At 31.8% G+C, this 24260-nt stretch carries 21 protein-coding genes, 1 tRNA gene and 1 pseudogene; 15 read left to right on the forward strand and 8 right to left on the reverse strand.

All coding sequences use genetic code 11. From position 1 onward, the window contains the following. Window positions 1-28: 28 nt before the first annotated feature. From ACKVOV_RS09245 to ACKVOV_RS09260, 4 genes are all read right to left on the reverse strand, one after another. Complete coding sequence (locus tag ACKVOV_RS09245) at window positions 29-991, reverse strand: transporter (protein ID WP_409206474.1); 963 nt, start codon at window positions 989-991, stop codon at window positions 29-31. A 6-nt stretch (window positions 992-997) separates the two neighbouring features. Then, window positions 998-2041, reverse strand: a complete 1044-nt coding sequence (locus ACKVOV_RS09250) for a cytochrome-c peroxidase (RefSeq protein ID WP_409206475.1) — start codon at window positions 2039-2041, stop codon at window positions 998-1000. 59 nt (window positions 2042-2100) lie between these two features. Continuing rightward, on the reverse strand, window positions 2101-2907 hold the full coding sequence (locus tag ACKVOV_RS09255) for an MbnP family protein (RefSeq protein ID WP_409206476.1): 807 nt from the start codon (window positions 2905-2907) through the stop codon (window positions 2101-2103). 123 nt (window positions 2908-3030) lie between these two features. Beyond that, window positions 3031-3402, reverse strand: coding sequence for a hypothetical protein (locus ACKVOV_RS09260; protein ID WP_409206477.1), 372 nt, complete (start codon window positions 3400-3402; stop codon window positions 3031-3033). A gap of 331 nt (window positions 3403-3733) precedes the next feature. Between ACKVOV_RS09260 and ACKVOV_RS09265 the strand changes: the two genes are divergently transcribed. From ACKVOV_RS09265 to ACKVOV_RS09275, 3 genes are all read left to right on the forward strand, one after another. Further along, window positions 3734-3910, forward strand: coding sequence for a hypothetical protein (locus ACKVOV_RS09265; protein ID WP_409206478.1), 177 nt, complete (start codon window positions 3734-3736; stop codon window positions 3908-3910). A 101-nt stretch (window positions 3911-4011) separates the two neighbouring features. Next, the gene (locus ACKVOV_RS09270; RefSeq protein ID WP_409206479.1) at window positions 4012-4581 is read left to right on the forward strand and encodes a DUF4256 domain-containing protein; all 570 of its coding nucleotides are present in this window, start codon (window positions 4012-4014) and stop codon (window positions 4579-4581) included. A gap of 119 nt (window positions 4582-4700) precedes the next feature. Then, on the forward strand, window positions 4701-5096 hold the full coding sequence (locus ACKVOV_RS09275; RefSeq protein WP_409206480.1) for a hypothetical protein: 396 nt from the start codon (window positions 4701-4703) through the stop codon (window positions 5094-5096). A 27-nt stretch (window positions 5097-5123) separates the two neighbouring features. Here the strand turns inward: ACKVOV_RS09275 and ACKVOV_RS09280 are convergent, their stop codons facing one another. After that, a complete protein-coding gene (locus tag ACKVOV_RS09280) occupies window positions 5124-5969 on the reverse strand; it encodes an isoaspartyl peptidase/L-asparaginase (RefSeq protein WP_409206481.1) in 846 nt (281 codons plus the stop codon). A 61-nt stretch (window positions 5970-6030) separates the two neighbouring features. Continuing rightward, complete coding sequence (locus tag ACKVOV_RS09285) at window positions 6031-6903, reverse strand: cyanophycinase (RefSeq protein WP_409206482.1); 873 nt, start codon at window positions 6901-6903, stop codon at window positions 6031-6033. A 319-nt stretch (window positions 6904-7222) separates the two neighbouring features. Between ACKVOV_RS09285 and cphA the strand changes: the two genes are divergently transcribed. From cphA to ACKVOV_RS09300, 3 genes are all read left to right on the forward strand, one after another. Further along, on the forward strand, window positions 7223-9847 hold the full coding sequence (gene cphA / locus ACKVOV_RS09290) for a cyanophycin synthetase (RefSeq protein WP_409206483.1): 2625 nt from the start codon (window positions 7223-7225) through the stop codon (window positions 9845-9847). Window positions 9848-9860: 13 nt separating this feature from the next. Further along, the gene (locus ACKVOV_RS09295; protein WP_409206484.1) at window positions 9861-10610 is read left to right on the forward strand and encodes a sterol desaturase family protein; all 750 of its coding nucleotides are present in this window, start codon (window positions 9861-9863) and stop codon (window positions 10608-10610) included. A gap of 92 nt (window positions 10611-10702) precedes the next feature. Then, window positions 10703-12835, forward strand: coding sequence for a DPP IV N-terminal domain-containing protein (locus tag ACKVOV_RS09300; protein ID WP_409206485.1), 2133 nt, complete (start codon window positions 10703-10705; stop codon window positions 12833-12835). 128 nt (window positions 12836-12963) lie between these two features. On the opposite strand, the gene ACKVOV_RS09305 is transcribed toward ACKVOV_RS09300, so the two are convergent. Both ACKVOV_RS09305 and ACKVOV_RS09310 read right to left on the reverse strand, forming a co-directional pair. Continuing rightward, window positions 12964-13875 (reverse strand): glutaminase, encoded by a 912-nt coding sequence (locus ACKVOV_RS09305; RefSeq protein ID WP_409206486.1) that lies wholly within the window; start codon window positions 13873-13875, stop codon window positions 12964-12966. Between the two features lie 154 nt (window positions 13876-14029). Continuing rightward, window positions 14030-15292 (reverse strand): asparagine synthetase B, encoded by a 1263-nt coding sequence (locus ACKVOV_RS09310; RefSeq protein ID WP_409206487.1) that lies wholly within the window; start codon window positions 15290-15292, stop codon window positions 14030-14032. 159 nt (window positions 15293-15451) lie between these two features. Here ACKVOV_RS09310 and ACKVOV_RS09315 point away from each other — a divergent pair. The 9 genes and pseudogenes from ACKVOV_RS09315 to scpA form a co-directional block, all read left to right on the forward strand. Continuing rightward, window positions 15452-15526, forward strand: a tRNA-Pro gene (locus ACKVOV_RS09315). Between the two features lie 49 nt (window positions 15527-15575). Continuing rightward, window positions 15576-15821: a GIY-YIG nuclease family protein gene (locus ACKVOV_RS09320; protein WP_409206488.1), complete on the forward strand. Its 246-nt coding sequence runs from the start codon at window positions 15576-15578 to the stop codon at window positions 15819-15821. A 180-nt stretch (window positions 15822-16001) separates the two neighbouring features. After that, complete coding sequence (locus ACKVOV_RS09325) at window positions 16002-18509, forward strand: DUF2339 domain-containing protein (protein WP_409206489.1); 2508 nt, start codon at window positions 16002-16004, stop codon at window positions 18507-18509. Continuing rightward, window positions 18502-19725, forward strand: a complete 1224-nt coding sequence (locus ACKVOV_RS09330; RefSeq protein WP_409206490.1) for a hypothetical protein — start codon at window positions 18502-18504, stop codon at window positions 19723-19725. The genes ACKVOV_RS09325 and ACKVOV_RS09330 overlap by 8 nt, the downstream gene beginning before the upstream one ends. A 47-nt stretch (window positions 19726-19772) precedes the next feature. Beyond that, complete coding sequence (gene udk / locus ACKVOV_RS09335; protein WP_409206491.1) at window positions 19773-20381, forward strand: uridine kinase; 609 nt, start codon at window positions 19773-19775, stop codon at window positions 20379-20381. A gap of 106 nt (window positions 20382-20487) precedes the next feature. Continuing rightward, a complete protein-coding gene (locus tag ACKVOV_RS09340) occupies window positions 20488-20817 on the forward strand; it encodes an FtsB family cell division protein (protein ID WP_409206492.1) in 330 nt (109 codons plus the stop codon). Window positions 20818-20853: 36 nt separating this feature from the next. Further along, the gene (locus tag ACKVOV_RS09345; RefSeq protein ID WP_409206493.1) at window positions 20854-22221 is read left to right on the forward strand and encodes a methylmalonyl-CoA mutase subunit beta; all 1368 of its coding nucleotides are present in this window, start codon (window positions 20854-20856) and stop codon (window positions 22219-22221) included. A 16-nt stretch (window positions 22222-22237) separates the two neighbouring features. Then, window positions 22238-22693, forward strand: a complete 456-nt coding sequence (locus ACKVOV_RS09350; RefSeq protein WP_409206494.1) for a hypothetical protein — start codon at window positions 22238-22240, stop codon at window positions 22691-22693. Further along, window positions 22690-24260: pseudogene (scpA, locus tag ACKVOV_RS09355) on the forward strand (methylmalonyl-CoA mutase); the annotation flags it as partial. The gene ACKVOV_RS09350 and the pseudogene scpA, both read left to right, overlap by 4 nt.

The following is a 24260-nucleotide window of genomic DNA, read 5'->3' on the forward strand; positions in this document are numbered from 1 at the left end:
TACAACAAGTATAATTGAGGATTTTTTTTTATAAACTATAATTCAAATTCAAACTCCAACGATAATTAGCTTCAATCTTTCCGTTTGATAAGTTTTGATTTATTGGAAGCATTGCATTGGCACCAAATGATAATTTATCTTTTCCAATTTCGAATCCAAGCTTTCCAAAAATAATATCACCAGAAGTATCTTTTAGTTTTTGTTTGTGCTGATAATTACTTTGGTAAACTTCTCCTGCAAAACCTAATTGTGGTGCAATAGAAATACTATTTTTTTCATATAAATAGAAAAATGTTCCTGCATAATTAAATTGATTTCCAAACTGATAAAATTTAGAATTTTCGGTTTTTACTACATAATTTAGCATTGTATTTAACCCAAACTTTTTTCTCTTTATTGTATATTCTGTTGCAAATAGATAATCCCAACTTCCAGTTCCAACCTGAAAGCTTTGATTTATGTTTCCCGTATTATTTGCCTCATTAAATTCTCCTGTTGGTAATTTAACTCCTCCTCCCAATTGTAAGGTATGAACAAAATAAGTACTATCTCTATGAGTTTGATACAATCTATACATTGCTAAAACTGTAATATCACCAATTCCCTTAATATCTTGATTACCTGTTTTAGTTTCTCTATTATGAAAATGATATGGAACTAAAGCAGTAACTTGAATGTTTTTATAAACTGGTATTCGTGCCCACGCCTGTACTGTGTGAAAATTCTCATTATACCATTGTGAATTACTATATAATCCGTCGGAACTTTTGTACTGCTGATTAAAATATCTAATCCCTACAAAATTAGAATTTAACATCGATGCAAAACCCATACTTCCTCCGCTTGCAGAACAACCACAAGCATCACACATTACCTTCTCTGGAAACAAATAATGAGGTCTAAACGGATTCTTATTAAACAATAAACTGTCTTTTTCTATTGCATTTGCAAATTGAAATGTGATTAAAACTATTAAAATATATTTTTTCATTTATTTTTAATATTCTGAAAATCGTTTATCCGTAAGATATTGATTATCGGTTAAGGTTTTTAAGAAAGCAATTATTTTTGTTTTTTCTAAACTCGTTAATGAAATTCCTAAAACTCCATTTACATTCAAACTTGGATCTAATGTTGAAGAATTCACAATACCGCTAGAGTAATGATTTAGAACAGCGTCTAGTGTAAAAAATCGTCCGTCATGCATATATGGCGATGTTTTTTCTATATTTCTCAAACTTGGAACTTTAAATTTATGTAAATCTTGTGCTAATTCTGTGACACGAAATCTACCTACATCATTAACTTGTAAATTAACTGCCAAACCGTTATTTCTAAAAGAGTTGTCGGTAAATAAATCTGTTGCATGACATGACGCACATTTTTGATTAAAAATAGAATAGCCATCTAACTCCTCTTGTGTGAGTGTTCCTCCTGTTTCATGTCTTCGGTATTTATCAAAACGAGAGTTACTTGATGTGACCATAACCATAAACTGTCCTAATGCTTTTAGCATATTTTCGGAATTTATTTGCCCATCAGTAAATGCAATTTTGAATAATTTTTGATATTCAGCATCAGATTTCATCATGGTAATTGTATTACCAAAATTTCCATTCATTTCTATTGGGCTTGTAAAAGGGATAATAGGTTGCAAATCTAAGTGACTTGTTGCTCCGTCCCACATAAAAGCCGTTTGAAATGCTAAATTCTGAATTGGTGGAGAATTTCTTGTTCCAGCAGCATTATTTACACCATGACTAACAGAATGTCCGTGATGAGTAAAGGCATTTTCTTGAATATGGCAAAATCCACAAGAAATTAATCCATCTGAAGATAATCTTCCATCGTAAAATATCTTTTTCCCTAATTCGAAACCTTTCTCCGTTAATGGATTATTATCCAAATCATAAACTAAAGGAGGAAAATTTGAAGGTACTTTAAAGTCTATTGGAATATTAACGTAATCATCCGGATTATCAACTTTAGAACAACTCCAAAAAAAAGGCATAATGAGCAACAATATATATTTTGTTTTCATGCTTTTAAAAAATTATAAAAGCGATTAGAAAATACCTAATCGCTTTTTAATTAAAGTTATTAATCGTTGTGAACATGATTTACAATAAACATATCAGATAGGTTTGAAGTAATTAATGGCAAATTAGCACCTCCCATAATCATTGCACCCATTCCGCCCATATTGTTGTCAGAAAGTTTGATTTTATTTGTTCCATCTATAATTTTCGCAACATCTGCAAAAATATGAACATCCGGAGTAATTGTAGTTCTAATAGTCGCGCTTTCAGGCAAATTAAGTGTAACTTCCGTATAATTATATGCTGTTCCAGTTTGTCCTGTATGCACCATAAAACTAGTGTCTGTGGTTACTGTTGGAGAAGTGAACATCCCTTCAAACATTACAAACTTATAACCAGCACTCCATGACCACATCATACCTGCATCTTGAGCTTGTGTCAAAAAATTACCTTGACCTGCTGCTCCAAGGCTAAATTGAGTTTGATCTACACCTATACCAAATTTTACTTTTGTATAGTTTCCAGCGGGAATATTTGTTAATTCTATCGTTTGACTTGCTTCGTTAGATTCATCAACAATAAAATAGCTTTTCAATTTTGGGTAGATATAAGTACTCCCGTCCTCTTTAGTTAACACAATATTACTTACAATGTATTTTACATCGGATATCTTTAGGTTCTCTCCTTGTGAGGTAGTATTTGTTTGTGTGTTTAAAATTAAATTTGCGCTTCCAAAAACATTGTCAAATTCTAAACCAATTCCTCCTTCTCCAGTTATTACATTTATAGGATCTTCATCTTTTGAGCATGAAGTGAATACTAGTACTAAAGCCATTAAAGCAATTATATTTTTTAATTGAAATTTCATCTTTTTATTTATTAAAGTTTATAAAAATGTAGTTTGAAAAAGTGTTTTTCAAACAATTTAGAACATACGTTCATTCGGTTCCCAAAATAAGAACTGACAAAGCACAATTAGTGTGCAAAAACTTTAAGAAATAATAGTTGGAGGACGAAAAGTAGAAGTACTATTCAAATAATTATATAAATTAGAATAGTTAGAATTGAGTACTTGAGTTTGTAAAAATGAAGTTTTAAGAAATACAACTTCTTTAATTTCCTGAAAAAATAAAACTTCAACCTCTTTTACAATAATTCTTTTATCAGAAATAGGCTTTTCTGTATCAGAAGATTTAGCTAATTGACTAATTAAATAACATTTTCCATTACAACCCATTATTGGAGTTTCTTTATTCACACAAAGAATTTTTGTAATATAATCGTAATTAACAACATACTCAACAACAGGTAATATTGGCTTGAGTAACATGAATAATGTTAATATGAATAGTGATTTTTTCACCTTGCAAAGGTATAATATTTTTTAATAAATTAAATTAAAACAAATTAATTATAATTAAGAGATTATAATATTCGGTACTTTATACTAATTCTTCTATCTTTATAGAAACTTAAAAACTAACTTAAAAATATATTATCATGGCAAAAAGTCAAGACGCAAAGAAAACTGAAAAAAAAGAGCCTCTTAAAACCGCAAAGGAAAAGAAGGAAGAAAAAAGAGAAAAGAAAAATAATCCTAAAAGAGATTAGATAATTTGAATCCTCAATTGTGAAAATAATTGGGGATTTTATATATAACTTCAAATATTTAGCATTACGATAATTCAACAAAAATGGAAATTGAAATTAAACAAATAATCACCAATGAATTCTTTAATGGAAATATTAATACAGTTGATTTAGTTAATTTGGAAGATTTTCTAACTAAAAAATTTGCAAAAAAAAATTTTGAAGATGCTATGAAAAATTATAAAAAATCTCTGATAAAAGTGGTTTTAAGAAACCTCTAAAGTTAATTTTGAACTTGTATTTTTATCTTTAATTTTATACTTTTAACTAGTTAAACCCTAAATTACAAGACTTCAGAAATAATAACATTACAGAAAACAATATGGCAAAGCAAAATAAAATAGAGTTGTCACCCAAACAATGTGAAGAATTACTCAAAGTACTAAAATCCCGTTTCGAGAAAAATAAAAGTCGCCATAAAGATCTTGAATGGAATAAAATACAAACAAAGTTGGAAACTAATCCTCATAAACTTTGGTCGCTTAATGAAATGGAAACAACCGGAGGAGAACCAGATGTTGTAGATTATGATATAAAAACGAACGAGTTTATTTTTTATGATTGTTCCCCAGAAAGCCCTAAAGATCGCAGAAGTCTTTGTTATGACCGAGAAGCTCTAGAATCAAGAAAAGAACATAAACCCAAAAACAATGCTATTGATATGGCAACTTACATGGAGATTGAACTTCTAACAGAGGAACAATATCGAGAATTGCAAAAACTTGGGAATTTTGACATGAAAACATCCAGCTGGATAAAAACTCCTTCTGATATACGAAAATTAGGAGGCGCGCTCTTTGCTGATTTTCGTTACAATACCATTTTCATATATCACAACGGCGCAGAATCATACTATGCCGCAAGAGGATTTCGTGGTTCACTTAGAGTCTAACTTTTCAAATAGATATTTGATAAAACTTTTCAATTAATAATAATTTAAATAAAAAAATATCTAGAATCTACAGATTCTTAAAACACAAAAACTACTTTTGTAAAAAATATAATATCCCAATGCCAAATAGTCAAACTTATACCACCATTTTCAATAAATTTAAAGAAAGCATCAATGATGGAACTTTTGCAAAACTAACATTAGCAAAAACAATTGGTAACACACAACTAATGAATATTTATGTAAGAACAGTTGTAGAAGATGGTAAACTATTATTGTGTCTGAAATTTAAATTTCAACAAGAAGAAATTATTGAAAATCATAGTATCGACGAAGCAATTTTTATACTAACTCCTTATATAAATAATCCTTTTTTATCTGTTTTATTGTTTACAACCGAAGCTGATGTAACTATGAAACTTAACAAAAAAAGAGTAGCTACTATAACAGAGCAATCTCCTACTTTCAAAAATGCAGATCCAACTTTATTAGAATTTATAGCACAATCAAAGTAAAAATATTTAATAAAATTAGTTAGTTTTTTAATTAAAAACCTCAAATTCCACACCATCATAACTCGCAAAAACCATACTTGGATGCGAATCTTGATAAAATATATTTCCTTTACTATCTATAGCAATTGCTCCAGCAAAACCATCGTAAGGCTTGAGTTCTGAGAAAGTTTTTTCGAATGCTTTATCTAAAGAAAAACCATCGGTAACGCGAGTTACTATTTTTGCTGCCGTTGCGTTACTTACAATATCTTCACCTACTCCTGTTAAACTCACACCGCAAAATTCGTTAGCATAATTTCCAGCAACCGTAGCCGAATCTGATATTCTTCCTACAAGTTCGAAACCTTTTCCTCCTGTAGAGGTAGCAACGGCAAGTTTATTATTTTTATCTAAAGCAACACAACCAACAGTTCCTGTTCCCAACGATTTTAGTTTGGCTTCATATTCAGCTCTTCGTTGAGGAATTTCAGCCGAAAATTTCTTAAAACCATGTTGTCTGGCATAATTTGTGGCACCGCTTCCGCCAAGAACTCTATCGTCTTCACTCATTAATACTTGAGCGACTTGAATAGGATTTTTAACTTCCTCAATATTTATTACACCGCTCATTTTCTGAGTTTCGCCGTCCATAATAGCGGCGCTCATTCTTATTTTTCCGTCGCTTTGTATTTGAGAACCAATTCCAGCATTAAATAGTTCATCATCTTCGAGTTGAGAAACTGCATAAACCACCGTTTCAAGAGCCGAATGCGTTTTCAAATAGTCATAAGATGATTTTACAATTCGCTCTAAAGCATTTTGCTTTGCTAATTTTGTTTCAGCATTTGTAGAGGATTCCGAGAAAAAGCCGCCGTGGATGATTATTTTAGACATCTTAGATTTTTAGATTGTTAGACATTTTAGACTAAACAGGAAAGTTAAAACTAATAATCTATTATACGTATTGTGAAGAATGAATAGTCATTTTAAAAGTATCCAAATTAAAAGTATCGTATTTACTCATCACATGAGTTACTAAATGTGAAATAGAAATTGGTTGACCCAACTCAATTTGTGTCAAATTCGTGTCCTTTATCTCACGACCATCAACAAGAATAACAAGTCCAGAACCTATCGCTTCCATTTGTTTACCATTAGTAATAAGCAAACCTGTATCTTCCCCTAAACCAATCCCGAGAACTTTTGGATTCCCTACAACCGATTGAAAAAGTCTTCCAATTCTGCCTCGTTGCACAAAATGAGTATCAATAATAACACCATCAATAAGACCTAATCCAGATGTTATTTTTACTTCACCTTTCAACAAAGCTTCTGAACTACTTCCTTGATAAATCATATTATTACTAGCAGCAGCAGCTCCTGCAGACGTTCCTGCATAAATAAAATCTTCATTATGGTATTTCTCTAACAACAAATCATGAAAAGGTGTTCCGCCAAGAATTGATGTCAATCGCAACTGATCTCCACCAGTAAACATTACCACATCAGCAGCTTTTAATCGAGCTACAATTTCAGGAGACATCGCTTCTTCTCGACGTTCAATATCTAGAACATCAACATTATTTGCGCCTAAATAGCTCAAAGCTTTCACATATTCAGGACCTATTTCTTTAGGAATTTTAGAAGCCGTAGTAATAACCTCAATTCTAGATTCTAATTTATGTTTCGATTCGTCAAGAATTCGTTTTAGAATTCCAGTCTCAAAAAAGTTTAAATTTTTTGCTGCACTCTTATCAAGATCCGTTTCAGTAAAACTTCCCTTATCAACCGCACCACCTATAATGATTAATTTTCCTTGTATATTCATTTGGTAAAAATAACCAAAAACTTAAATAATGCAAATGTATTTCCTTTTTTTTGAAGCAAAACTTTACAGTTTTTATCAACATTTACCCTGCTGTTTGTTGCAATCTGTTTATTACAAATTTTCTTTAAAAATTTGCAATAAACAGGATTTTCACTTCCATCAGGGCTAAAATTCATAAAACCAATTACTATCAAAATCTCTAAAAAACTGAAAACCAAAAAAAAATAACTATTTTTAATATTTCTATCAAAAAAAAAGTATCTATAAAACAAATATTTCCTATTTTTAACAAATACATTACAAAAAAAATTAACCAAAAATGAAAATTGATAAAATTCAAGCGCTTCGTGGACCAAACATTTGGAGTGTTCAACGTAAAAAATTAATCCAAATGCGTTTGGATTTAGAGGAAATGGAACAGTTTCCTACCAATAAAATAGACGGTTTTCGCGAACGAATAGAAGCCATGTTTCCCACCATGATCGAACATCGTTGTTCTGAAGGTTGTCGTGGCGGTTTTTTCTCTCGCATAGAACGCGGTACTTGGATGGGTCATGTTATCGAACATATTGCCCTCGAAATACAAACACTTGCCGGAATGGAAACAGGTTTTGGTCGTACTCGCGAAACCAAAACTCCAGGAATATATAATGTCGTTTTTAGTTACACCGAAGAAAATGTAGGAATATTTGCTGCCGAAAGTGCGGTAAATATTGCCGAAGCATTAATTGCTGGAACAGAATATGATTTAGAAGGAGATATTCAGCAAATGCGTGTCATTCGTGATAAAGTTCGCCTCGGACCAAGTACAGGAAGCATTGTTGAGGAAGCCGTAAACCGAGATATTCCTTGGATTCGTTTAGGAACAAATTCCTTAGTACAATTGGGTTACGGAGTAAACCAAATGCGTTTTCAAGCCACAATTACCTGCAAAACTAGTAGCATTGCTGTAGATATTGCTTGCAATAAAGAACAAACCAAAAAAATGCTCGATGCCGCTTCTATTCCAGTTGCCGGCGGAGGAATTTGTGTTGATGAAGAGGATTTAACTAGTGTTATCAAAAAAATTGGTTATCCAATTGTATTAAAACCATTAGACGGAAATCACGGAAAAGGTGCCTCTATAAATGTAACCAATTGGGAAGACGCTATAGAAGGTTTAGCTTATGCAAAAAAATATAGTAATAGAGTAATTGTAGAAAAATTTATTACAGGATTCGATTTTCGTGTCCTTATTATAGACAACAAATTAGTAGCTGCAGCAAAAAGAGTTCCTGCACATGTTGTTGGAAATGGAAAAGATTCTATTGCAAAACTTATCGAAGAAACTAATAAAGATCCTCGTCGTGGTTACGGACACGAAAATGTACTGACAGAAATTTTAATTGACCGTGACACTGAAGATTTATTAGAAAAACTAAAATATACTGTAGATACAATTCCAAGAAAAGATGAAATTGTTTATTTAAAATCGACAGCAAACCTCAGCACCGGAGGAACTTCTGTAGATGTCACCGACATGATGCATCCAGAAAACATTTTCCTTTGCGAACGAATTTCTAGAGTAATCGGTCTTGATATTTGTGGTGTCGATATTATGGCAGAAAACCTTACACAACCACTTAAAGAAAATGGCGGTTGTATCCTCGAAGTGAATGCTGCACCAGGTTTTCGTATGCACTTAGCACCGTCAGAAGGTTTGCCTAGAAATGTGGCTGCTCCTGTAATCGATATGTTGTATCCACCAGGAAAACCAAGTCGTATTCCGATTATCGCAGTTACTGGAACAAATGGAAAAACAACTACAACAAGACTTTTAGCACATATTGTAAAAAACAATGGTTATAAAGTTGGATTCACCACATCGGATGGGATTTATGTACAAAACCACATGATGGAAAAAGGAGATACAACAGGTCCTGTTTCTGCCGAATATATTCTTAAAGATCCAACAGTCGAATTTGCAGTTTTAGAAACAGCTCGTGGCGGAATACTTCGTTCAGGACTTGGTTTCAGCCGCTGCGATATTGCCATTGTAACAAACATTCAAGAAGATCATTTAGGATTAAGCGATATTCACACATTAGACGATTTAGCCAGAGTAAAAGCAACCGTAGTAAGAAGTGTAAAAAAAGATGGCTGGGCAATTTTAAATGCTGAGGATGATTATTGCATAAAAATCGCTAACGAACTAAGTTGTAATGTCGCTTATTTCAGTTTGAGTGAAGACAATGAACTTATTAAAAAACTGTGTAAAGAAGGAAAAACCGTTGCCGTTTATGAGAATGGCTACATTACCATCAAAAAAGGAGAGTGGAAAATACGTGTAGAAAGAGCTACTCACGTTCCACTTACTCTTGGCGGAAAAGCTAAATTCATGATTGCAAATGTTCTAGCAGCTACTTTAGCAAGTTATTTATATGGTTTTAAAACTGAAGATATTAGTTTGTCATTACAAACATTTATTCCAAGTGTGGCACAAACTCCAGGAAGAATGAATATTTTTGAGTTCAAAAAATTTAAAGTTTTAATAGATTTTGCTCATAATCCTGCAGGTTATCGTGGTATTGAAGGTTATCTGGAAAGCATAGATGCCACCAAAAAAATAGGAATTATTGCAGGAGTTGGTGATCGTCGTGATGAAGACATTAAAGAATGTGGATTAATTGCTGGTCGAATGTTTGATCATATCATCATTCGTCAAGAAAAATATTTACGTGGTAGAACCGAAGAAGAAATTATCAATTTAATTTTAGAAGGTATTGCCGAATCAGGCAGAGAAGTAACACACGAAATCATTCCTAAAGAAATAGAAGCTATCAAACATGCCATAGACAATGCCGAAGATGGAAGTTTTATTACTGCTTTGAGCGATGTGGTAACTAATGCAATTGAGATTGTTCAAGAATATTTGGACAAAGAAAATGAAGAAGGAATTGTTTAATTAAACATAAAAAATGGAATTCGATTTAGAACCTTGGATTCATTCTATCAGAACTGTTTCTAGCAGGTATTTTATACTTGCTGGGACAGCTTTCTTAGTTTTTTATATTTTATTTCCACGAATTTTTCAGAAAATAAAAATTCAAAAAAAATTTCCAAACACCAAAAATTATTACCGAGATATCCTTTATTCAGTAATCTCAATGATCATTTTTGCAACAATTGCTTATATTAGTTTTACACTATTAAAGCCTTACAACAATATCAACTATGGTGATATTAAAAATAATTATTTATATGCTTTAAGTTTTTTTTGGATGTATTTTTTACACGACACTTATTTTTACTGGTCGCATCGAGCTATGCATCATCCCTTTTTATATAGAAAAGTACATTTAATACATCACAAATCTACTAATCCTTCTCCTTGGACAGCTTATGCTTTCCATCCATTGGAAGCCATCATAGAAGCAGGAATTGCACCTTTAATTGCATTTACAATTACAGTACATCGTTCCGCTTTTTTCATATTTATGCTTTTTCAAATCATTTACAATGTTTATGGTCATTTAGGTTATGAATTATATCCTAAAGGGTTTAATAAAACATGGATAGGAAAATGGATTAATACCGGCACAGCACATAATCAGCATCACAAATCATTTTTTGGAAATTATGGTTTGTACACACTTATTTGGGATAGACTTTTAGGAACTATTCGTGATGATTATGATACTACTTTTGAAAAAGTGAGAAATAATTAATTTTAATGAATAAAAGAACAATGTTAAGAGATTCATAAAATCTAAAAACACTATCCTTTTTTTATACATTTACGCAATCAAAAAAAATCATCATGAACAAAAGAATATTGCTTTTACTAAGCATCTTTATTACTGTTTTCGCGACAGCACAAAACAAAAAAATCACACTCGAAGAATCCGTTTTACAACAAAACAGACTTTTTAGAGCGGACAGATTAGCTGGATTTCAATGGATACCTAATACTAATAAATATACCTATTATGTAGAAAATGGAACCAAATTGATGCTTGCAAGTGCCGTCAATAACAACTCATCTCTTATACTTAATCTTGATGATTTAAATAAATCATTAGATTCAAAAATGAATTCTTTTTCTAGTTACAAATGGAAAAATGAAAATACATTAACTATTTCAAATGGTACAAAATTTTACATTTACGAAGTGTCAACTAAATCGGGTAAAACTATTCAAGAAACACCAGCATCTGCCGAAAATCAGACTTTTGATAATGCAAATGAAAATTTAGCTTTTACAGAAAATAACAACTTATTTTTCTTTAACAAAAACAAAGAAAAAATTACGATTACCAATAATTCTGACAAAAATATAGTTTCTGGTCAAACTATTTCTAGAAGTGAATTCGGAATTTCTGGAGGGATTTTCTGGTCTCCAAAATCGACTTATTTAGCTTTTTACCAAAAAGATGAAACCAATGTTGCGGATTATCCATTGCTAGATATTACCGAAACGCCAGGTAAATTAGAAAACATCAAATACCCAATGATTGGTCAAAAATCAGAAAAGCCAAGAGTAGGAATTTATAATGTAGCAACGAGCAAAACAGTTTTCATTTCGCCAAAAGGCAATCCTGAAGATTATGTAACCAACCTTTCGTGGTCTCCAGACGAAAAATATATTTTGATTGCCGAAGTAAATCGTGGTCAAAACGATATGAATTTGAATGTTTACGATGCTAATTCTGGCGCTTTTGTACGTACCATTTTAAACGAAAAAAGTGATAAATGGGTAGAACCAGAACATGCTGCATTTTTCCCAAATACTAAATCGAATAATTTTGTTTGGATTTCAGAAAAAGATGGATTCAATAATTTATACTATTATTCGATTGAAGGAAAATTAATCAAACAACTAACAGCCAATAAATTCCCAGTTAGAGAAATTATTAGTTCAAATAATGCTGGAAGTGAAATTTATTTTAAAGCTACTGGAGAAAACGGAACCAATATGTTAGCTTATAAAGTAGATTTAAAAGGAAAACAAACTTTAATCACCAAAGATTTAGGAGTACATAATTGCATTCCGGATTTTGATGGAAGCTACTTTTTCGATGAATATTCGAACCACACAACGCCAAGCAAATCATTATTATATGACAAAAAGCTGAAATCAACCACTTTATTAGAAAGTAAAAATAAATATGACGGATATGTGATGGGCACAGCCGAAATTAAAACCATAAAATCTGCTGATGGAACTACCGATTTATTCACCCGTTTAATCAAACCAAGCAATTTTGATCCCTCAAAAAAACATCCAGTTTTAGTGTATGTTTATGGCGGACCACATGCACAAATGATTACCAATTCTTATTTAGATGGTGCAAATTTGTGGATGTACTGGATGGCAGAACAAGGTTATTTAGTATTTACAGTAGACAATCGTGGTTCTGATAACCGTGGTGTTGCTTTCGAAAGTGTTATTCACGGAAGATTGGGTGTAAACGAAATGGATGACCAAATAAAAGGTGTCGATTACTTGAAATCATTGCCTTATGTAGATGGAAATAGACTAGCAGTACACGGTTGGAGTTTTGGTGGATTCATGACAACTTCATTAATGCTTCGTAAACCAGATACTTTTAAAGTTGGTGTTGCAGGCGGACCAGTAACCGATTGGAAATATTATGAAGTAATGTACGGTGAGCGTTATATGGACACACCAGCAGAAAATCAAAAAGGGTTTGACGAAGCAAGTACTTTAAATTATGTAAAAAATCTGAAAGGAAAATTGCTTCTAATACACGGAACAAATGATGATACTGTTGTAATGCAACAAAACTTTGCTCTTGTTAAGAAATTTATAGAAGCGGAAAAGCAAGTCGATTTCTTCCCTTACCCAATGCACAAACACAATGTTCAAGGTAAAGATAGAGTTCATTTAATGAAGAAAGTTTTGGATTATGTAATTGAAAATAATAAATAATATTAGGAGCTATTTCCTGCTTTTCGTTACAATCTTTTTATTTTTAAAGGAAAAATAAAAAGGATTTTCACTTCAATCAGGGCTAGAAACAAAAAAACCAATCATAAATTGATTGTTTTTTTTGTTTCTTAAAAAATCGACATCCCAGTTTTTGTAGTCAACAATTCTAAAGCACTCATTCCGAGCTCAGAATTTCCTTTTTCGTTGAGTCGTGGCGACCAAGTGGCAACTACAAAATTTTTAGGAAATAAAGCTGCAATTCCGCCACCAATTCCACTTTTCCCAGGCAATCCCACTTTATAGGTAAACTCACCTGATTCATCATAAAAACCACACGTTTGCATTAAAGCATTTAACCGTTTTACTTGACTTTTGGTTAAAATTTGTTCTCCTGAAATGGATATGCCTTCATTAGCAAAAAAGAAAAATGAATGTGCAAGTTCTTTACAAGTCATTTCTAGTGAACATTGATGAAAATAAAAATCAAGAACGGCATCAACATCATTATCTATATTACCGAAAGATTTGAGAAAATTAGCTAAAGCCGCATTTCTAAAACCAGTTTCTTTTTCAGATTTGGCTACTTTTAGATTATAATTAATAGTTTCACATCCAGAGATTTTACGAATAAATTTTAAAAAATCTTCTTTTGGATTCTCTAAACTAGAAACTAACATATCAGCAATAACTAGAGCTCCAGCATTTATAAACGGATTTCTAGGAATACCTTTTTCGTATTCTAACTGAACCAAAGAATTGAAGGCACTTCCTGATGGCTCAACTCCTACTCGCTTCCAAACTTTTTCATCAAGAAACGAAAATGCTAACGCAACTGTCAAAGCTTTTGAAACTGATTGTATCGAAAATTTTTCGTTACTATCTCCTATTCCAAAATCTTGATGGTTAATAGTTGTAAGATGAATTCCAAATTTACTTGCCTCTATTTTTGCTAGTTCAGGTATAGACATGGAAACATTTCCAATGGTTAGAAGTGATTTTGTTTCTTGGTATATTTCTTTTAGAATCTGTTCGTAACTCATAGTGATTTTAGTGATTTTTTTTAAAAATTTTTAAAGAAATTCAAAAGCTTAAATTTAGCCCCGATTATAGAGAAAATCCCACGCTTTTTTTGCTTGAATTGAAACGAAAGCGGGACAAATGCAGAAAGTAAAAATAAATATTATGCTTCAAATATTATGTTTTCTGTTTTTTCTTTCTTGCTGCTGGAAACAATATATTATTTAAAATCAATCGAAAGCCTGGTGAATTGGGATGCAAATCTAGAACTGTGGGTTCATCACCTACTCTATGCTGAAAATCCTCCGGATCATGACCTCCATAAAAAGTAAAAAAACCTTTTCCTTTCTGACCATGAATATAACGTGCTTCTTCATTAAGTTGATTTTCTCCCAAAACTAAAACGTTCGTTTTTATTAGTTGTCTATCAAAAGATGTTGTTTGTCCCATAAATCCTTTGACTAATGATGTATGATTCTGACATAACATGGTTGGAATTACATCCCATTTTGCAGAGAATTCCATGAGTGTAAAATAATCTTTTTCGAACGGAATTTTTCTTTTTTCGGTCATATCAATATCCGAAAACTCATAATGCTCTGGTTTTCTATCTAAGATAAAATCTTTGAACGCAAATGTTTTCGAATAATCAATTTTAGATTGATAATTGGCTTCACTTTCATCACCATCAAACATAGGCTCACAAATATCGAGACCTTCTGCTGCTAATGCAATATCGAAACTATCGGTAGCAGAACACATCGCAAACATAAATCCACCACCAATCACAAAATCTCTAATTTTTTTGGCAACAGCCAATTTTTCTTCCGAAACCTTATTATAACCTAACTTTTTCGCCAAAGCTTCGGCATCTTGTTTCTGCTGAATATACCAAGGTGCGGTTCTATAAGCACCAAAAAACTTACCATACTGGCCTGTAAAATCTTCGTGGTGCAAATGCAACCAATCATACAAAATAAGCTGATCACTTAAAACTTCTTCATCATAAATTGTAGTAAATGGAATTTCGGCATAAGTTAAAACCATAGTTACTGCATCGTCCCAAGGCTGTTTTCCTTTCGGAGAATATACAGCAACTTTAGGCGCTTTTTCTAAGACAACAGTTTCCATATTTTGTGATGGAGAAGAAATATCTGCCAATATATTGTTTGTTTCTGCATCCGAAAGCACTTCGAAACTTACGCCTCGTATTTGACATTCTTTTCTAATTTCTAAAACATCTGGCAAAAGAAAAGAACCACCACGATAGTTTAATAACCAACTGGCTTTATATTGTTTGTCTAGAGCCCAATAAGTTATTCCGTAAGCTTTTAGATGATTTTTTTGCGAGGTTTCATCCATGGGAAGCAAAATAAAATTTGCTTTCATAGATAATGAAAATAGTGTTATTAAAATAAAGAATAACTTCTTGAATTGCATTATATTTTTTAATTTCAAAGATAATAGTTTTAATGTATGAAATTTATAAAATATTAAATCAAAATTTGATCTATATCAATTATATAAAAAATAAAAAATATTATTTCTAGATTTTATTTTGAAAACTAAAATTAAACCTTATATTTGCACACGCTTACACGGGGTGTAGCGTAGCCCGGTTATCGCGCCTGCTTTGGGAGCAGGAGGCCGCAGGTTCGAATCCTGCCACCCCGACTAAAGTCTTTTCATTTGTTTGAAAAGACTTTTTTAATTTATTCTATTTATGTTTTTTGTTTATATACTTTTTAGCGAATCTAATAATAGGTATTATATTAGGCAATCTAACAATCTTGAAGATAGGATTCACAGGCATAATTCCGGATATGAGATTGCAACAAAATCAGGCACTCCTTGGAAATTAATTCATCATTTCCAATTACAAACTCGTTCTGAAGCAATGTTATTAGAAAAGAAAATCAAAAAAAGAGATGCTAAACGATTCCTAGATGACTTAAATAACGAACAGTAATAGCGTCACGCCACGGCGTGAAGGCCGCAGGTTCGAATCCTGCCACTCCGACTAAAGTCTTTTCATTTGTTTGAAAAGACTTTTTTTTGTTTAAAAAATTAAAAAAGTTATTTTAACTTACATAATTACAAGTCATAAATGTTATTATATTTACAAATATTAATGTTTTATAATTGTACTATGGAAATATTTTTACTTATTCTTGCTCTCCTTTTTTTATTTTATATTTCTAATACTATAAAATCAAGATTTGACAAAATAGACGACAGATTTAAAGAGCTAAATAAACTTGTGGATCAACTAAAAACACAAAGTAAAATAGTACAATCTATACCTTTACCTATATCCGAGAAGGAAAAACCTATCACAACTTTTGAAGAAACTAAACAACCAGTAGTTGTTCCAGTTATAGAAGAAAATATTTCTGAAGTACATAAAGAAATAGTTTTCACTCCATTGGAGAGCAAGAATGTCCCAAAAGAAGAACAATCAAAACCTATACAGAAACCCTATATTCCTGCTCCTCCCAAAAAATCATTTTGGGAAAATTTTAAAGAAAAAAATCCTGATTTAGAAAAATTTATTGGTGAGAATCTAATTAGCAAATTAGGAATCCTAATACTTGTTCTGGGAATTAGTTATTTTGTAAAATATGCTATTGACAAAAATTGGATAAATGAACCTGCTCGTGTTGGTATTGGTATTCTTAGTGGTGCTTTGGTTATGGGAATAGCTCATAAATTAAGACAACAATATGCAGCATTTAGTTCGGTTTTTGTAGCTGGAGCTATTGCAATATTTTATTTTACTATAGGAATAGCTTTTCACGAATATCATTTATTTAGTCAAACAGTTGCTTTTATAATTATGGTAGCTATTACTGGATTTAGTGTGTTTATTTCGTATTCCTATGATAGAATAGAACTCGCTGTACTTTCCTTAATTGGTGGTTTTGCCGTTCCATTTATGATTAGCACTGGTTCTGGAAACTATATTGTATTATTTAGTTATATTATTATTCTTAATATCGGAATATTAGCATTGGCTTATTACAAAAAATGGAGTTTAGTAAATACATTGGCATTCATTTTTACAGTACTACTTTATGGCGGTTGGTTATCGGCAGAAATAAACGAACCTAAACCTCATTATCTTGGTGGTTTACTATTTGGATTTGCCTTCTATTTTATATTTATTCTAATAAACATCATTAACAATATAAAAACAAAAGGTGTTTTTACCAAAATACAACTATCCCTTTTAGCAGTAAATACTTTCTTATTTTATGCTGCTGGGATGGTAATTTTATCTAATTATCATCCTGAGCTAAAAGGTTTATTCACAACATTTATTGCGCTTTTAAACTTAACTTACGCTTGGTTTTTGTACAAAAAATTCGGACTAGACAAAACAGCTGTTTATTTGTTGATTGGTCTTACATTAACATTTGTAACACTTGCAATTCCTATCCAATTTAACGGACATTACATCACTTTATTTTGGGCTACAGAAGCCGTTTTACTCATTTGGTTAGCACAAAAATCCGAAATAACTAGCTATCGTTTTGCTTCGATAATTGTTCATTTCTTGATGCTTATTAGTTTGATCATGGATTGGGAAAAAATTTATGGAGGCAATAGCGTTCTGAATATTATAATTAATCCAATTTTTATAACAGGATTGTTTTCCATTGCATCCTTATTTGCTGTTTATTATTTATTAAGAAATGAAAGCGAAAACTATAAACAATTCGGGATTACTTTTAACCCAGAAAATTACAAGAAACTTACTTTCTTAATAGGAATTATTCTTAGTTATTTTGTAGGAATTATCGAAGTTAGTTATCAAGCTCATGATTATATCCAAAATTCTGATTCAGCTGTTGCATTTCCAATAGTTTATCACTTATTATTTCTTGCTACATTGTCTTATATTGTACTAAAAAATAAAAACGAATTTGCTTACAATTTTGCCACAATTATAGCCGTTGCAAATATTTTCTTATTTACATTTTGGTTTTCAAATTATGCTTTTGCCGAACACGAACAATACATTAGCAGCGGAATTCATCAAAGAATTGCTTTTTATCTGCATTATGTTTCGCTGGCAATCATTATTTATTTTGGATACCAATTATACAAAATGGAAAAAGATAAAGTTCTTTCTGAATTCTTTAATAAAAACATCTTTATCTGGATTTCAGCCTTCTTTATTATATTTTTAGCTAGTAGCGAAATAATGCTTCACGGATTAGTAATCATGAATTCACCAGTTACACTACAAGATTTAAAAAGTAGTACTCTATATGCAGATTACAAAGCCGATACTGAATATTTACGTTTTCTGATTTCGGATGATTATATTTCGGATGCAAGAACTAAAATCTGGAAAGCTAGTTTCCCAATTTTATGGGGATTTTTAGCCTTTATTTTCTTAATTGTTGGAATAAAAAAACAAAACAAAACCATACGAATCATTGCATTATCGTTACTTGGATTAACTGTTCTAAAATTATTTGTGTACGATATTAGCAATGTTTCCGAAACTGGAAAAATCATTGCATTCATATTATTAGGCGTTTTAATTTTAGTCATATCATTTGTATATCAAAAAATAAAAGTTTTGGTTATTGATGATGTAAAGTCCGAAGAATCTAAAGAAATCAACAAAATTGATGAGAATGAATAAGTTTTTTATCCTGTTATTTATTGCCAATTTATCGTTTGCACAAAATAATATTACAACAGCAAAAATAGAATCTGACGGAAAAGACGGTTTTCATAAACTAGTTTTACCAACAGAAATTCGTTCTTTATCGAATGATGATTTAAGCGATTTTAGAATTTTTGACAGCAAGAAAAATGAAGTTCCCTATTATTTTGAGGCAAGAAGCAATCAATCTAGTAATACTAAATTTTTTCCTTATAAAATTATTTCTAAAACAGTTGTACCAAACAAAAATACAGTTCTAATTTTCGAAAATCCAAAATCGACAATCAATGAAGTAATACTAGAAATGGCTAACTCGAACATTACAAAACCCTATAGTATTAGCGGAAGTATGGATAACCAAAAATGGTTCGGATTAGTAAACAATACTTCTTTGTCAACTATTTATCCTGAAGAATCTCCATCTGGATTTTCGACAGTTTCTATTCCAACTTGCTTTTACAAGTATTTAAAAATCGATTTCAATGATAAAAAAACACTTCCAATAAATATTTTAAATGTTGGTTTTTTTAACAGTAAAATTTCAAAAGAGACATTACTTAATGTTCCTTATAAATCAAAATCCATAAAAGAACTTAAACTGGGGAAAAAGACACAAATCCAAATTAATTTTGACAATCCTCAAATTATAAGTCAGATTTCATTTACTATTTCTAATCCAAAACTTTACAAACGAAATGTATCTGTTTACAAAAAAGCAACTCGAAAAGTAAAACATAAATTTGAAAACTATCAAGAACAACTGGCTAGTTTCGAATTAAATTCTGAAGCAAACAATACATTTGATATTTCGAAAATTTTCGAAAAAGAGCTTATTATAGAAATAGAAAATCAAGACAATCAACCTCTAACTCTTTCAGATATACAATTTTTTCAAATTCCAATTTATATAATTACCGATTTAAAAGCCAACGAGAATTATACCATTACAACAGGAAATAAAGATTTAAACACGCCTCAATATGATTTAGAAAACTTTAAAAACAGTATTTCTACAAATTTACCAGAAGCTCAAATTATTGAAACAAAACAAATTAAAAATAATCCTAAAACTACAGTAAATAAAACTTTATGGCAGGAATCTTGGTTTATGTGGCTTTGCATTTCGATAGGAGGAATTGCCATTGCCTATTTTGCAACAAGTTTAGCAAAAGATATGAATAACAAATCTTAATTATAAAAAGATAAATTGCTATTTTTGTCCAACAAAACAATACATTTATGCTCATTATAGGAATTGCAGGCGGAACAGGTTCAGGAAAAACAACCGTAGTTCATCAAATCATGAACGAGTTACCAGATACCGAAGTAGGGATTATTTCTCAAGATTCTTATTATAAAGAAACCCAAAATTTAAGCTACGAAGAACGTTCGCAAATAAATTTTGATCACCCAAGAGCTATCGATTTCGAACTTTTAGTGGCACATCTCAAAGATTTAAAAGCAGGAAAAATCATAGACCAACCTGTATATTCCTTTGTAAAACACAACAGGACAGACGATACTATTTCTACACATCCAAGAAAAGTAATGATTGTAGAAGGAATTTTAATCCTAACAAATCCTGAATTACGCGAATTATTCGATATCAAAATATTTGTTCATGCCGATTCAGACGAACGACTAATCCGCCGTCTCAAACGTGACATTGCAGAACGTGGTCGTGATATGGAAGAGGTTTTAAACCGATACCAAACTACCCTAAAACCAATGCACCAGCAATTTATCGAGCCAACAAAAGCATTTGCAGATATTATAATCCCAAATGACAAGTACAACACCGTTGCTATCGATGTGGTAAGAGCAGTAATAAATCAACGTATTTCATAAATAATTAGTATTTTTAGGAGCTATTCCTGCTGTCCGCTAAATCTTTTCCTTGCTAAAGAAGCAAGAAAAAGGATACCGCTTCCATCAGGGCTAAAAACAAGTAAAAATGAACAATCCATTCAAAAACAAAATTCCATACAAAATCCTACTTAACAAGTATGTTATTGTATCCGTGTTTTTTGTAACTTGGATATTATTTTTAGACAACTATTCTTACCTAGATCATCGTGTACTAAACAAAGAGATAGACGAACTTGAAGATAATAAAACTTATTACCAAGAAGAAATAAAAAAAGACAAAGACCAAATAAAAAAGCTAAAAAATCCAGCTCAAATAGAAAAATATGCTCGCGAAAAATACTATATGAAAAAAGATAGTGAAGACATATACATCATCGAATTTGAAGGAGAGACTTTAGAGAAAAATATTAGATAAATATCATCCTTATATAAACCATAAATCAAAAACATTTTGGAAACCAATTTATTCAACGATTTCGATTCCCTTTCTTCAAAACAATGGAAACAACAAATTCAATTTGAACTAAAAGGTGCCGATTATAACGAAACCTTAGTTTGGGAAAGTCCAGAAGGAATTAAGGTAAAACCATTTTATCACAAAGACGAAGATTACAAAACAACAAATATTGTTACCGAAGCTTCAAAAGCAAAAATAGTTCAAAATATTTTTGTTTTCGATGTCGAAAAATCCATTCGTAAAGCAAATGATGCAATCTCTCGTGGAGCCGAAAGTGTACGTTTCACCATTGAAAATGAAGATTTAGATATCACTAAACTACTTTCGGAAATAGCAATTGATAAAATTCCTGTTTATCTAAACTTAAAATTCTTATCGGCAAATTTTATCAAAAAAGTAAATGAAATTGCACTTTCTAAAAATGCAATTATTCATTGCTTGGTCGATCCAATTCACCAATTGGCTTCCGATGGAAACTGGTTTGAAAGCGAAACAAAAGACAATTTCGAAACATTAAATACCATATCAAAAGAATGCAAAAATGTATCATTAATAAACATAAATGCTACATCATATCAAAATGCAGGCGCAAATATGGTACAACAATTAGCATACACATTAGTACATACAAACGAATATTTTAATCACATTCAAAATATAGACCAGCCTATTACTATCGAAGTTTCAGTGGGAACAAATTATTTCTTCGAAATAGCAAAACTAAGAGCTTTACGACTACTTTTTAACACATTAGCTAAAGAGTATAATCATAATTTCGATTGTCATATCATTGCAACACCTACAAAACGTAACAAAACATTATACGATTATAACACAAATATGTTACGTACCACGACCGAATGCATGAGTGCTATTCTGGGCGGTGCAAATGCCGTTGCAAATTTGGCTTATGATGCTATTTATCATAAAGACAATGAATTTGGCGATAGAATTTCAAGAAATCAATTGTTAATCTTAAAGAAAGAAAGCTATTTTGATATTGTAAACAATCCTGCTGACGGAACGTATTATATAGAAAATCTAACCGCACAATTGGCCGAAAAAGCCTTACTTTTATTCAAAGAAATTGAAGCAAATGGCGGATTCTTAAAACAACTGAAAGAAGGAAATATTCAGAAAAAAATACAAGAAAGTGCCCAAAAAGAACAAGATTTATTCGATTCTGGCAAAGAAGTACTTTTAGGAACAAACAAGTATCCAAACAAAAACGACAAAATGGGTCATGATTTAGAGTTGTTCCCTTTTGTGAAAATAAAACCAAGAAAAACATTAATCACACCAATTATCGAAAAACGATTGGCTGAAAAAATGGAACAAGAAAGACTAGAAACCGAAAAATAACCATAAAACACAAATTATGAAAACCATTTTATCATTCTTAGTATTATTTATATCTCTAAATACCTTTTCACAGGTAAAAAAATTAGAAGCAACAAATAAAGTTACAGGAAAATCAGTTTATTTTGAAGACGGACAACGAGTAAAACTCACCACTTCCGATCGTAAAAAGATGGTAGGATTTCTAACCATAAATGACCTTCAAACTATTTCTGTAAACGGTATCGAAACAAAAACAGAAAATATAAGTAGTATCAAATATTTTCCAAAAGGAGGAAGAACAGCTAAAAATATTTTTCTAGGAGCAGGAGCCAGTTTATTAGCTGGTTCTGGAGTAGCTGCAGCTTTTAGCGATGGATCCGCATTTGCACTATTTGCAGGAGGAACAGCCAGTATAATTACAGGTTCGCTTCTAAATAATAAAAACAAATCATTAATTTATCGTAATTATATGTTCAAAATTGTAGAGCAATAATGAGAAAAGACATACAACATATTACCTTAGAAAAGGCAACAGACAACAATCAGGAAGCAAAAGGTAAAAGCTATCTAACTGCCGAAGGAATCGAAGTAAAATCCGATTATTCTGAACAAGATATCGAGAATCTCAAACATCTTGATTTTGGAGCTGGCTTTGCGCCAAATTTACGCGGCCCTTACGCTACAATGTACGTTCGCCGACCTTGGACTATTCGCCAATATGCAGGATTTTCGACAGCCGAAGAAAGTAACGCTTTTTACCGTCGAAATCTAGCAGCAGGACAAAAAGGACTTTCTATTGCGTTCGATTTACCAACACACCGAGGTTACGATTCCGACCATGAACGCGTTGTGGGAGATGTAGGAAAAGCAGGTGTTGCCATAGATTCAGTCGAAGATATGAAAGTATTATTCGATCAGATTCCACTCGACGAGATGTCGGTTTCTATGACGATGAATGGTGCTGTTTTACCAATAATGGCCTTTTATATTGTGGCTGCCGAAGAACAAGGTGTAAAACCAGAATTACTTTCGGGAACAATTCAAAATGACATTCTAAAGGAATTTATGGTGCGAAATACCTATATCTATCCGCCAACGCCTTCTATGAAAATCATTGCCGATATTTTTGAATTTACGAGCAAAAAAATGCCAAAATTCAACTCTATCTCTATTTCAGGTTATCACATGCAAGAAGCGGGAGCTACTGCCGATATTGAGCTGGCTTACACACTTGCTGATGGTTTAGAATACATTAGAACTGGACTAGCCACAGGAATGAAAATCGATGAGTTCGCTCCTCGCCTATCTTTTTTCTGGGCCATTGGAATGAACCATTTTATGGAAATTGCCAAAATGCGAGCAGGACGAATGATTTGGGCAAAACTAGTCAAACAATTTGAACCAAAAGACGATAAATCACTAGCTTTAAGAACACATTGCCAAACATCAGGTTGGAGTTTGACTGAGCAAGATCCATTTAATAATGTGGCGAGAACCACTGTAGAAGCTATGGCGGCAGCCTTTGGCGGAACACAATCGTTACACACCAATGCACTTGATGAAGCCATCGCTTTACCAACAGATTTTTCGGCACGAATCGCTAGAAATACACAAATATATCTTCAAGAAGAAACAAAAATTACTAAAACTGTCGATCCTTGGGCTGGAAGTTTTTATGTAGAAAGTTTAACCAAAGAAATAGCTGACAAAGCTTGGGCACTCATCGAAGAAGTCGAAGAATTAGGCGGCATGACAAAAGCTATCGAAGCTGGAATTCCTAAATTGCGTATAGAAGAAGCTGCAGCCAGAAAACAAGCTCGTATCGATTCTAGTCAAGATATTATTGTTGGGGTAAACAAATACCGATTAGAAAAAGAAGATCCGTTGCATATTCTCGATGTAGACAATCAGATGGTTCGCAAGCAACAACTCTAACAATTAGACAGAATAAAAGCAACTCGTGATACTGAAAAAGTTCAAGATTCACTCAAAAAATTAACACTTTGTGCACAAACTGGCGAAGGTAATTTGCTAGAAATAGCGGTAGAAGCGGCTAGAAA

Source organism: Flavobacterium sp. (assembly GCF_046153165.1).
In the GTDB taxonomy this organism is placed as follows: Bacteria; Bacteroidota; Bacteroidia; order Flavobacteriales; family Flavobacteriaceae; genus Flavobacterium.